General features: G+C 59.5%; 10 protein-coding genes. 4 read left to right on the forward strand and 6 right to left on the reverse strand.

The window, feature by feature from the left end; all coding sequences use genetic code 11:
* The 3 genes from A9975_RS23270 to A9975_RS23280 all read left to right on the forward strand — a co-directional run bounded on the left by A9975_RS23270 (nt 1) and on the right by A9975_RS23280 (nt 2,697).
* Nucleotides 1–1,248 carry a tyrosine-type recombinase/integrase gene (locus A9975_RS23270; protein WP_183034874.1) on the forward strand — a complete coding sequence of 416 codons (1,248 nt, stop codon included), beginning with the start codon at nt 1–3 and terminating at the stop codon, nt 1,246–1,248.
* A 121-nt stretch (nt 1,249–1,369) separates the two neighbouring features.
* The gene (locus A9975_RS23275) at nt 1,370–1,909 is read left to right on the forward strand and encodes a ProQ/FinO family protein (RefSeq protein WP_183034875.1); all 540 of its coding nucleotides are present in this window, start codon (nt 1,370–1,372) and stop codon (nt 1,907–1,909) included.
* 587 nt (nt 1,910–2,496) lie between these two features.
* Complete coding sequence (locus A9975_RS23280; protein WP_183034876.1) at nt 2,497–2,697, forward strand: hypothetical protein; 201 nt, start codon at nt 2,497–2,499, stop codon at nt 2,695–2,697.
* Nucleotides 2,698–2,884: 187 nt separating this feature from the next.
* Here A9975_RS23280 and A9975_RS23285 read toward each other — a convergent pair whose 3' ends face one another.
* The 5 genes from A9975_RS23285 to A9975_RS23305 all read right to left on the reverse strand — a co-directional run bounded on the left by A9975_RS23285 (nt 2,885) and on the right by A9975_RS23305 (nt 8,300).
* On the reverse strand, nt 2,885–3,865 hold the full coding sequence (locus tag A9975_RS23285) for a tripartite tricarboxylate transporter substrate-binding protein (RefSeq protein WP_183034877.1): 981 nt from the start codon (nt 3,863–3,865) through the stop codon (nt 2,885–2,887).
* A gap of 123 nt (nt 3,866–3,988) precedes the next feature.
* On the reverse strand, nt 3,989–4,528 hold the full coding sequence (locus A9975_RS23290) for a VOC family protein (protein WP_183034878.1): 540 nt from the start codon (nt 4,526–4,528) through the stop codon (nt 3,989–3,991).
* A 74-nt stretch (nt 4,529–4,602) separates the two neighbouring features.
* Entirely contained in the window at nt 4,603–5,583 is a 981-nt protein-coding gene (locus A9975_RS23295) for a tripartite tricarboxylate transporter substrate binding protein (RefSeq protein ID WP_183034879.1), read from the reverse strand.
* Between the two features lie 217 nt (nt 5,584–5,800).
* Nucleotides 5,801–6,766 carry a flavin reductase family protein gene (locus tag A9975_RS23300; RefSeq protein WP_183034880.1) on the reverse strand — a complete coding sequence of 322 codons (966 nt, stop codon included), beginning with the start codon at nt 6,764–6,766 and terminating at the stop codon, nt 5,801–5,803.
* Nucleotides 6,767–7,028: 262 nt separating this feature from the next.
* Nucleotides 7,029–8,300, reverse strand: a complete 1,272-nt coding sequence (locus A9975_RS23305) for an acyl-CoA dehydrogenase (RefSeq protein ID WP_183034881.1) — start codon at nt 8,298–8,300, stop codon at nt 7,029–7,031.
* A gap of 190 nt (nt 8,301–8,490) precedes the next feature.
* On the opposite strand from A9975_RS23305, the gene A9975_RS23310 reads away from it, so the two are divergent.
* On the forward strand, nt 8,491–9,303 hold the full coding sequence (locus tag A9975_RS23310) for a helix-turn-helix domain-containing protein (protein ID WP_255503394.1): 813 nt from the start codon (nt 8,491–8,493) through the stop codon (nt 9,301–9,303).
* Nucleotides 9,304–9,450: 147 nt separating this feature from the next.
* Here the strand turns inward: A9975_RS23310 and A9975_RS23315 are convergent, their stop codons facing one another.
* Nucleotides 9,451–10,890, reverse strand: a complete 1,440-nt coding sequence (locus tag A9975_RS23315; protein ID WP_183034883.1) for an MmgE/PrpD family protein — start codon at nt 10,888–10,890, stop codon at nt 9,451–9,453.
* Between the last annotated feature and the right edge of the window lie 469 nt (nt 10,891–11,359).

Consider the following 11,359-nt stretch of genomic DNA (forward strand, 5'->3'; position numbering starts at 1 on the left):
ATGGCACCCACCGCGCTCCCCCACCCTGCCTTCACGGCCCTGCCCGCCACCCCGATCGAGCGCCTGCGCCTGCCCGCCGCGCTCTCTGGCGCCAGCGGCGCCGCCGGCAGCAACCGCGCCCGCGGCGGCATCCCGCAGATCGCAGCCGCCGACGATCTGGCTGCCGTCACCGCCTGGCTGGCGCGCTATACCGACACGCCGGCCACGCTGCAGACCTATCGGCGCGAGGTCGAGCGCTTGCTGCTGTGGGCCGTCCTGCAGCACGGCAAGCCGCTGTCCTCGCTCACCCATGAGGACCTGCTGCTGTACGAGCGTTTCCTCGCCGATCCCCAGCCGGCCTGGCGCTGGGTGATGGCATCGCGCAAAAAGCTCGCGCGCGGCGCCCCCGACTGGCGGCCGTTCGCCGGCCCGCTCTCCCCGGCCAGCGCGCGGCACGCGATGGTGATCCTCAATACGCTGTTCGCCTGGCTGGTGGACGCCGGCTACCTCGCCGGCAATCCGCTCTCCCTGGCACGCAGCCGGCGCGGCCAGTCCAAGCCCCGCATCACGCGCTACCTCAGCCACGCCATGTGGCAAACGGTCAAGGACACCATCGAGGCGATGCCGGGTGCGAGCGACACCAACACTGACACTGCCACCGAGCGCGACCGGTTGCACGCGGCGCGCTGCCGCTGGCTCTTCACGGTGCTGTATCTCGGCGGCCTGCGCGCGGCCGAGGTGGCTGAGACCCGCATGGGCGCCTTCTTCTGCCGGCGCGATGTCCACGGGATGGAGCGCTGGTGGCTGGAGGTGACGGGCAAAGGCAACAAGACACGGCTGGTGCCGGCCACGGACGAACTGATCGTGGAACTGGCGCGCTATCGCGCGGCGTACGGCCTGCCGCCGGCACCGCATCCCGGCGAGGCGCGCCCCATCGTGCCGCCGATCATCGGCAAGGAAAAGCCCTTGTCACGCGGTGCGCTGCACCTGGTGCTGAAGGAAGTGTTCGGGATGGCCGCCGCGCGCCTGCGCGCAAGCGGCCCCGAGTGGGAGAGCCGTGCCGCGGTGCTGGCCAGCGCCTCGGCGCACTGGCTGCGCCATACCGCGGGGTCGCACATGACCGACCAGCAGGTGGACCTGCGGTTCGTGCGGGACAATTTCGGGCATGCGTCGATCTCGACCACCAGCGCTTACCTGCATACGGAGGACGATGCCCGGCATGAGGCCACGCAGGCACGGCACCGGATCGGGTGGACGCGCGAAGGGTGAAGGGGGTGCCCGCCCTGGCCAGGACGCCTGCTTTGGCCAAGGCCACGCCACCGCGTCAGCGGCAACGCGAATTGCGGCGGTCTGCTCTACAATCGCATGACGTTTTTAATGGCTGGACGCGATGGGCTTCGAACAACTGGCGGCACTGAAGGAACAACTGGCGCAGCAGGCCAAGACCGCGCCACCAGCCAAGACGCGTCGCGCACCCCTGAAGGCTTCGGCCCGCCCGGCGAAGCCCGTTAATCCAGTTTACCCCGTTAAGCCCGTTAAGCCCGTTAAGCCCGTTAAGCCCGTTAAGCCCGCTAAGCCCGTCGATCCGGTGCTGCAGACCATCGTGAAGCTGCAAAAGCGCTTCCCGGCAACCTTTCCGAAGAGTCCGGCACCCAAGGTACCGCTCAAGATCGGCATCTTCGCCGATCTCGTCCAGCAGGCGCAGGAACTTAGCCTGACGGAGCCGGTATTGCGCGACGCGATTCGGACCTGGTGCCGCGGCACTCGCTACTGGGCCTGCCTGGTGGAAGGCGCGCCGCGCGTGGATCTGGCGGGAAAGGCGGCGGGGGGACACGTGGCCCAGCCCGATGCGAAGCGGGCGCATGGACTGCAAGCCCAACGTGCGGCGCGCGCGTTATCTCGCCCCGAAACCGCGTCGAAACCCAGCTGAACTGGGATAGGCGCCCGCCTTGTCGGCGCGGACATCGTGCGACCACAAATCACAGACCTAGATACGCCAGTGCCGGGGTTCAACGCAGGGCCGTCGCCGACCACAGCGTCGAGGATGGTGACCGGCAGCGGATGGCCGGGACACTGCTGGATCGGCGAGGTGCCAAGCGTCAGCTACCCCAAATTTCTGCCAGGCCCTTATTAATTTGAGCCGGAATCAAAATTCTGGCGATTAATTGCGTTTTAGCCCCGGTCGTCCTCGTCATCCTGGACGCCACGCGCCTGCAAGCTGCCCAGGGATGCAAGTGCGGGATCAGGTCGTGGGCGGCCCTTAGCAAGGAGACTAAGGTATCTACTCAGGTGAAGCCACAAAATCACACCGGCGAAAACGAAAGGCAGTGCAAAATATTTGCTTCCCAAGCCAAGGTCTGAGAGGAGAGCATTACCCTACGTCTTGGCCTTCCTCGGCCAGCGATCGCAAAATTGTACGTCGCGATAGGGGAACGCCTAATATGGACGTATCGGATTCCGCATTATCGCAACAGTTGAGTGGGCGAGATGGTATCTGACTTTTGGAAGGGAATGATCATGAAGAACGATGCCCCCTACGCTTTGGCCGCGGCCGTTGCCCTTGTGGCTGTTGCTGCCTTTTTCGCCACCCCGGCCTTTGCCAAGGCTGGCAAGTTCGAGATTAATAGCGCCGGCGCAAGGGTCGGCAATTACGACCCTTACACGGACGGTGGAAGGATCGGCAGGTTTGACCCCTGCACCGAGGACGCTGTCCTCTGATGAGGTTAGTGCGCTCGCCGTCCAGGATTGCGTCCTTCTGCCGCAGCCCTCTCCGACTATCATCATAAGCCGGATGGCGCTTGGCCAAAAGCTATCCCCCGCCTCCGGGAGCATCCGAACATGACGCAATCGCCGGCCAGGATTGGGCGCAACTCAACACACAGAAAGCCACGTTGTTTCTGGCTATTTATTGGTCAGGCGAAAAGCCTGATTGCTTGATGACAGGTCGCCACATGTCGAGCTCTGCCCGCTGCAGCTTCTTCATGTCTGCCGCAGAACGGAAGAACGGCGTCATAGTCAGCTTGCTTTCCAGCTTCTGTTTGAACTCTGGTTCGGCAAGAATCTTCTGCAAGGCACGCTGCATGCGGTCAATTTCAGCCTGGGGCGCTTTCGCCGAGGTCCACATGCCGATCCACGCGTCGCCCGCGGTCGCCTTGATGCCTTGTTCAGTAAAGGTCGGCACGTCGGGGGCCAACGGAGAGCGACGCTCGCCGAAGATACCGATAATGCGCAAACTCGGGTCGTCCTTGTGCTTCATGAAGTCACTTGCCGCCATAATGGCCGCAGGCAGCTGTCCACCCAGGAGATCGATATTAATCAGCCCGTTGCCTCGGTACGGTACGACCTGTAGGTTGATCTGCGCGGCTTGCGCGAGCTTCATTCCCGCAAAATGCGTGTGGCTGCCTGCCCCGGCCGAGCCGAAGACTGCTTCCTTAGGGTGGGCCTTCGCCCAGGCCACGTATTCACGAGCGTTGTTCACGCCCATGCTGCGTTGGACCACCATGCCCAACGGGTACGTGGTGAGAGCGGCAACCGGTGTCAAGTCCGTCAGCAGGTCATAGCCCAGCACAGACCGTGGGTAAAGGATGTCCAGAAACACTGGCCCCGAATTAGGCGAAATGAGGAACGTCTTCCCATCGGGGGGGCTTGCCTTAAGGGCCTGGTTAGCCAACCGGCTGCCAGCACCTGGCTTGTTCTCGACGATTACCGGTTCGTTGAACTCCACTCGCAGCTTGTCGGCGAATAGCCGCGCCACGATATCAGTGACTCCGCCGGCTGCAAAACCAACCAGAATCTTGATGGGTGCCTCTCCATTGGCATGGGCAAGCAAAGTGTTGAATAAGACACTAAATATCAGTCCTGTCTTAATTATTTTTACCAATTTCATGTTTGTCTCCGTGGGGAAGGGGCATGGTTGGCCCCAGCCTATTTTTTTGGCAGCAAAGCGAATGCCTCCAGGCGTTTAGATCCGAGCTTCCTCGCCTGCCCCGGTTTCCTGACATCCAATGACTTATTCTTGAAATGTGGCGGCGAATTCGGCCATCCACGCCTCGCGCGTCTGGAAGCCGGGTTGGGTCCGGACCATCGCTTCGGTTTTCGTGCGTATGACATCAGCCGGCTCGCTCAGGTCCAGTGGCTTGCCGACGGGCTGCCTTACATACCAAGGTGAATGACAGTAGACCTCAATCATATTATCTTCAGGGTCTTTGACATAGATGCTCCAGGCGTTGCCGTGGTCCTTGACCATCGCGACTGGAACACCGGCTTCCTTGCAGTGAGCGGCGTACGCTCGCAGATCTTCCAGACTCTCCATCAGGAAGGAAATCTGGTTGGTGGTGGGCTTGCTGGTGGAATCGCGTCCGGTCACGAAGACCAATTGGTGATGCTCCGTAGGGTCGGCGCTCAGAAATACGCCTTCAATGCCTGACGTACCGACACCGCGGTCTGTGACCCTGAAACCAAATTCGCGAGTGTAGAAGTCGATCATCTTGTCCATATTCTGGACGTAGATGCCAAGGTGGGTCAGGCGCATGCGGTTGGGATTAGCCATAAGCCTCCTGCTGGATGGTGGTTGAAAGAACGACACCCGGCTCCAAGTGAGAACACAGTCTGTTCTTGATGCGCTTACTCAGGCTGAATTCCGGCGGATTTCGCAACCGCCGCCCAGTCCGTGATGTCCGTCTGAATCTTCTGGCGCAACTGCTCGGGAGTGGAACCGACAGCCTCGAAATAAATATCACTAAAACGCTTAGATACTTCTGGGGTATTAATGACGGCCACTAAATCCGCATTGAGCTTTTTTATCGTGGTAGAAGGCGTTCCGCCTGGCGCAAATATGGCCATCCAATTGTTTCGAATCTTGGGTAGGCCAAGTTCCTTGAAAGTCGGCGCGTCAGGGTAGACGGTGGATCGCTTGTCTCCGGTTACTGCTAGCACCTTGAGCTTGCCGTCTTTGACGAAGGGCAATGGGGTGTACTCTGGTTGCAGACCCAGTTGAACCTCGTTAGCCAGCAGGGCGTTGAGTTGGTTGGCAGCGCCTTTATACTGGATATGTTCCATCTGAACGCGGGCGCTGGACTTTAGGATCTCAAAGTCCAGCAGCACATCACCCGGACCGGTGGTGCTGTAGTTGAGCTTGCCAGGATGGGCTTGAGCGTAGCTGATCAGTTCCGCGAACGTCTTTGCCGGTAGCGCCTGCGGTGCCACCAGCGCTAGCCGGCCCAGGGCTACCAGACTCACAGGCTTGAGTCCGTCGGGGACAGGTACAGCCGGATTCTTGACGAAAATTTTCTGGGCTGGCCATGCTGGGGTATACATGAGCAAGGTATTGCCATCAGCCGGGGAATCTGAGACGGCCTTTGCGCCGATCATCCCGCCCGCGCCAGCCCGGTTTTCCACCACGACGGCTTGGCGAATACGCTTGCCCAACGCCTCCGATAAAATGCGCGCCAACGCATCGGTGCTAGAGCCAGCGGGGTATGGCACAACCAGCTTGACGGGGCGGTCTGGATATCCCTGAGCCATCACATTGCCACCTGCCAGCAGTACGGTGGCGAAGCTGAATATCCCACAAGTTTTTCGGATTTTGACGAAGGTCTGGTTCATCTGTCTTTGGGTACCATGGTGTGATCGGGTCGACGCTCAACTCGTTGCAGTGAGACGGCTTTCAAACATCTCGGAATAACAAGGTCTTCGCTCGCCCATTCTCATAGCGATTGCTCGGGCGAGAACTCGATTCTCGATTGCGTACACGGCGTTGACGCCCCTGCTGATCTGCAACCATCGGATAAAAGCACCTCTATAGCAGAAAGCGAGAGAAAGCTCACTTTTGCTGAAGGTCGAAAAGCACTCGTTTAGCGGTAGCAATATCTGCATCAGCAATGCCACGGAACTTCTCAGCTGTGAACTCGGCCGCACGCGCGGCCAGCGCCTCACTTGTCCGGCGTCCGATTGCTGTCAACTCAAAAGGAGCCTCCTTGTTTCTCACGACATGGCCTTGGGCAATGAGATCGGTCAGGGCATCCTCGATGGCGTCTTGTCCCAGGTACGTCGCCCGTTCAAGTTCGTCAAATTCACAAGGGCTTTCGAACAGGCGATTCAAAATGCGTGCTGATGCGGCAGTCACGCCCAAGGCTTGGCGGTGCTCTTGGAAGAGCGATGACATGTTTTGACTTGCGGCGCTGAGCAATTTCAGGAGCGAGGCCTCTTTTCTCTCTGCGATCGGTTCGGATGGCGATGCCGCGGCCACTTTGAGGCTCGGGTGATTCTGGGCGACGGCGTATTGCCCTTGCGCGAACAACAAGGGGTCTCCTTCGAAACGCGAATAGCGTTCGACATGCCCTACTACTATCAAATGATCCCCGCCCTGGTAAACCATTTCACGCCGGCACTCCAGTTTGGCGATGGCACCATCGAGCAAAGGCGATCCATGTTCGCCTGGACTCCAGGCAATCAGGTTGAAACGCTCCGGATTACTGGAACCAAACAATTGAGAAGCCTCAACCTGATTGGCCGCCAGTACATTGACCGCAAAGTGGCTGGCTTCAAGAAAATCCGCGGCACTTTTGGATTCACGGCGAATAGACCACAGCACGAGTGGAGGGTCCAGCGATACCGCTGAGAACGAGTTAACCGCCATGCCAGCGAGCTTGTCGCCGTTGCGGGTGGTGACCACGGTCACGCCGGTAGGATACTGGCCAAGGCAACGACGAAATGCGCGCCCATCTGCGGCAGGATCCCCTTGTTCGATTAGCCCGATGGCTGTTTGGGTGTTCGCTGTCTTGTTCATGTTAGAACTCCGGACTGGACGCTCTTGCAGATGTCACTGGTTGTGGATGACCATTTGTCGTGTCTGCGGGCGGTCGCCCGGCCGGCAGCGACAGGCCGAAACGATTTCTGGTGCGGGTTTTCATCGCATCTTGCTTGAAACCTGAAGGAGAGCGTTGTCGTTGCGCGTACCCTGGACGTTTGGGTTGCGCGCGAGGTCACAGTGACTAGCTTCGAAACGATCGCGAGTCGCCGCGCATCCGAGTCGCTTCCCTTCCAGGCTGCTATTTGTAGTAAGCAAGCGACCCCATGTCGGTGAACGGCGGCGCCGGCATATCGAACATTGTCTTGATATACATGCCCGCCGCGAGTTCCCGACCAGCGGATCCATGATTCCGTGCTGCCATCAGGTCACGGAACACTTGTTGCAGGTGATTGCTGGTAGCGGATGCCGCGGCGCCGGCAATCGGCCAGATATCGTGGATAGCGTCGAAGCAAGTGGCGTTCGCATCCGCCGATTCGAAACGCACGCGCATTCTTTCCAGCGGCGTAGACTCTTCGCCGCGGCATGCCTGATCAAACAGGTCTCGCCAGTTCGCCAGATGGCGCCTGCGAACATCATTCACTTTAGTCAGCGCATCAGCGAGCTTCAGATGCAGGAACGGGTTGTTAGCGATGGGGGCGCCTGTTCCTTGTCGAGTCAAACGGACTTTTGAATGTTCAATAAAGGAATTGATGCCCTCAGAGGCCGTCCCGATGACGGTATTCGTAGGCGTCGAATTAAAAATCCCCATGAACGACAGCCGATAAAGGGGACGGTCATTCACCGCCCATCCCGGATTGGCATCGTTGTAGGTATCCACAAATTTGTGGGTTCGATACTCCGGAACGAAAACATCATTCAGTGTCACGGCTTTACTGCCAGTTCCCTTCAGACCCTGAACGTCCCAGCTATTGTGATCAATGGTGAGATCGCTTACCGGCACCACGAAGCTGCGATCACCGCCGCCAAGAATGACCCATTGAGCATGATCGACACCGCTGGAGAAGGTCCAAGTTCCAGAGAGAACGTACCCACCTTCCACGGTGCGCACCTTACCAATCGGTGCATAGGAGCTTGAGGCCCGAGTGTCTGGCCCCTCTGCCCAGAATTCATCCTGCATGCGCTCATCCATCAGCGCAATTTCAAAGGAGTGGACGTTTAGTTGGCCGGCAATCCAGGCGGCTGAACTGTCTGCCTCCGCAATCTTCATGACCCCTTCGAAGAAAGACGCCGGATCCAATTCGAGTCCACCATACTGACGCGGAGTGAAGGTACGGAACACACCGGCCTCGACCATTGCCGCCACGGAGCTATCCGGTACCTTTCCAAGCCGCTCGGATTCGGCCCGGCGTGAGCGAATATCCGGAGTAATCTTATCTACCGCTGTCAGAAACTCTCGTCCCGCAGCGTAGGCACGCTCGCGGTAGGCGGCTCTGTCGATGGCTGTGGCTGCCTGCTTCTGTGTGGGTTGGCTATTGACTGCCGATTCCTGCGTGTCATGTGCTAACAACATTTGGTATCTCCATGAGTGTCTTCACGATTCCTTGATCGGGACAGGCTGGGTATCGAAGGCTCGCGGGTACCTCGATGACCGCGGTATGATTGTTCTTCACAGGGCAGCACAGCGACACCCCGTTCACACAGTGAAACAAGCAGATAGGGTGAACCCTAATTTTTGTATGCAAGTTCTTTGAAGACGAGAAATGGTGGTGAACAGTAGGGACGCAGGGCTCGAGAAGCCAGAGGTCAAGGAAGTACGTGGTTTGACGCGAGGGATCATGCTGCTGAAGGCGCTCAACCACATGCCGGGGGGTATGGCCTCCACAAGCGAGTTGGCCCGTGCGTGCGGCATCCACCGCTCGACCGCCAGGCGTCTGTTGGAAACTCTGCGCAGCCAAGGGGTTGTCGATTTGACTGAGCGCGAGGGCCAGTACAAGGTATCGAGGGAAGCCAGACTGCTGAGTGACGGTTGCGGGGAAGAGGACTGGGTGATCCGGGTGGCCGGCCCCGCCTTAAGGGAGGCCGCCAGCAAAATGGTCTGGCCCATCAACCTGGCCACGCCGGAAGGCGGCTCCATGGTGATCAGGGAATCGACACGCCGGTTCAGCCCGTTGTCGCACCAGCATGCGTTGTTGGGTGAGAAATTGCCGATCCTGCTGTCCGCGATGGGGCGGGCCTATCTGGCCGCCTGCGATGAGGATGCCTTGCAGGCCTTGTTGTCCGACCTTGAGAAACGCTCGGCGTCCCTGGGAATCGGGGACGAAGAGCTGCACACAGTGCACGAAGTCATCGCTGAAACGAAGGCGCGCGGCTACGCCGTGAGTACCGAGACTGGCGGGGCTAGATTCAGTTCTGTTGGCGTTCCGGTGCTGAGCGGCAAGCGCCTGCTCGGGGCGTTGAGTCTCGTGTTCACTAAAGGATCGCAAAGCCAGGCGCTTATCGAGGAAAAGTACGTCGTTAGACTGAAAGAGCTGGCTCGACACATCGGTGCATCGAGCAAATCATGGTTGGACTGAGAGGCGAACAAATACTCGGTGAGGGCCCGTGACACCCCAATAAGCGACGTAACGTGCGCCGTAAACTGCCCTCCACACAGGCGCCCAGAGTCATTGCGCTGTAACCATCACCACGGGGAAACTCAAGCCGGCGGGTGCTACTGACGGTTACCCTGCGCGCACCAGGCAAGATGCCAGGGAGGTGACATCGTGGACCTCTTCGAGCCTTTCCAGCATGCCCAGCGCAATTGCAGCGTTTTCCCGGCTGACTGTGGCAGAGAAGTCGATATTGCGCCAGTACTTGTCCCAAACCTGTCCCGCCGTGACGGGGTTGTCCTTCCAACCCAGCGGAGATTCCCGGTATGCCGAAAAGGCTTGGCCGTTTTTCAAGTTCACTGTCAGCTTGCCGGCATGGTTCTTACCCATAGGCAGGTTGGGCACCAGCCGCACCTTGCGCACGAGGTCGAGCAGCGCCGGTACGCGCGTGTATTCGTCAGTATAGTGCTCGATTCGCACTTCCTTACGCATCAGGGCATTCGCCACGCCATAGGGGATACTGAACAGCGAGCGCGGTTGGCAATCGTCTGCCTCGACGTTCTGGTTGAGGAAATGCTTGATCCGGTTGGGGGGCACCTCCAGTGTCACTGACTCCACGTCGGCGAGGTCAAAGGCATGGCTGCGCACGATCTCCAGTGCACTTTCGATCGGGTTGTGGTTGCCGTAACATGAGGGATGCAGCTTGTGCATGCCCTTGACGTAATAGACGCGGCCCAGGTCTACCAGCGCATTTTCGGGCTTCGGGTTGTTGCCGTACAGGGCAAAGTAGCCCTGTTGGCTCGTCAAGGGGTCCCTGGCGCCCGTGAAACCGCGCAGCGACAGCTGCACTGCCAACACGGCGTTGAAGGCGGCCATGGCACCGGGCAACTTGAAGGTGTGCACGCCGTCCCACAGAGACTGGAAGGATCCGGCCATTAGGTTCAGCAGAATCCCGAACGCGTTCACCAACTGTTGGTGGTTCAAGCCCATCAGCCGTCCCACCAGGGCCGTGGCACCAAAGGCATTCGCGGTGCCGCAGACCTCGAAGGACCGGTCGAAGTTGAACTCGTCGGCAACGGCCATGCGAGCGCCAATATCTCCACCCAGGATCACCGCGGCCAGCAACTCCTTGCCCGAAGCCCGCGTGAACTCGGCAACCGAAAGGGCGGTGGGCTCGGTGGTGCTGCACACGTGACCGACCATTTTGCCCGCGTTCACGCCCTCGGGCTCCGGGCCCGCTACCTCGAAGTCGAAGGACCGCGCCATGAGAGAGTTCATCATGGCCGCGTACTGCAGCGGCACGCGGTCCCCATGGGACAGGATCGTGGCCTGAGAGGTGCCGCCCCATGACCGGATGAGGTCCAGGAACGCAAGGTTGCCCGATGCGTTCGCACCGCCAATGGTGCAACCGAGCGTATCAACAAGCCGCATCCTCGCGGCCTCGACCACCTCGTGATCGAATGATTCGAACCGGGTATTCAAGGCATGGTCGACGAGCTGGTCAATGAGCAATGGCAATTCCCGAGGAAGCGACTTTGTCATGTCCGTCGGATCGTTCTGTTGCGATTTCATGTCAGTGTTCTCTTACAGTTAAAGGGGTGCCAGGAAGCGTGGTCCCTGACGCCCTACTCGGGGGGCAAGGGACGTCCCGTGGCGAAAGATTTCCCGTGGGTGAAACGCACGCGAAGAATGCACTGGACGCTACCCAACGGGCAATCGCCAGCCGACTGTCGAGGAGCTGGTGGCCGACTGCCTGGACAACGGGTTTCCCAGAAGGGTTTCGCGCACAGCCCTTAGGGATGGTGTTCAAAACGACGTCAGCAGGTTCGTGCTGACAGTGTGAGCGTGACAAGATGAATTTGATGAGCGCTTCGGCCAGAATTCGGCACCGGCTTCGGCATCATCACCGGCGTTGTCGCCCGCGTTTCGCGTCGGCGAAGGCGCACTCATCCTTTGGCGCCCGGCTGCAGTCGATGGCGCATCATCCACAGATTGCTCAAGGCAAACAGCGTCTGCAGTTGCTGCGTGTTCTTCATCAAGC

Source organism: Cupriavidus sp. UME77 (genome assembly GCF_014170355.1).
Taxonomy (GTDB): domain Bacteria; phylum Pseudomonadota; class Gammaproteobacteria; order Burkholderiales; family Burkholderiaceae; genus Cupriavidus; species Cupriavidus basilensis.

Bases quoted from the DNA above. Each gene is read 5' to 3' on its own strand.
- A9975_RS23270 (WP_183034874.1), top strand. From the start codon at position 1: ATGGCACCCACCGCGCTCCCCCACCCTGCCTTCACGGCCCTGCCCGCC.
- A9975_RS23275 (WP_183034875.1), top strand. From the start codon at position 1,370: ATGGGCTTCGAACAACTGGCGGCACTGAAGGAACAACTGGCGCAGCAG.
- A9975_RS23280 (WP_183034876.1), top strand. From the start codon at position 2,497: ATGAAGAACGATGCCCCCTACGCTTTGGCCGCGGCCGTTGCCCTTGTG.
- A9975_RS23285 (WP_183034877.1), bottom strand. From the start codon at position 3,865: ATGAAATTGGTAAAAATAATTAAGACAGGACTGATATTTAGTGTCTTA.
- A9975_RS23290 (WP_183034878.1), bottom strand. From the start codon at position 4,528: ATGGCTAATCCCAACCGCATGCGCCTGACCCACCTTGGCATCTACGTC.
- A9975_RS23295 (WP_183034879.1), bottom strand. From the start codon at position 5,583: ATGAACCAGACCTTCGTCAAAATCCGAAAAACTTGTGGGATATTCAGC.
- A9975_RS23300 (WP_183034880.1), bottom strand. From the start codon at position 6,766: ATGAACAAGACAGCGAACACCCAAACAGCCATCGGGCTAATCGAACAA.
- A9975_RS23305 (WP_183034881.1), bottom strand. From the start codon at position 8,300: ATGTTGTTAGCACATGACACGCAGGAATCGGCAGTCAATAGCCAACCC.
- A9975_RS23310 (WP_255503394.1), top strand. From the start codon at position 8,491: ATGGTGGTGAACAGTAGGGACGCAGGGCTCGAGAAGCCAGAGGTCAAG.
- A9975_RS23315 (WP_183034883.1), bottom strand. From the start codon at position 10,890: ATGAAATCGCAACAGAACGATCCGACGGACATGACAAAGTCGCTTCCT.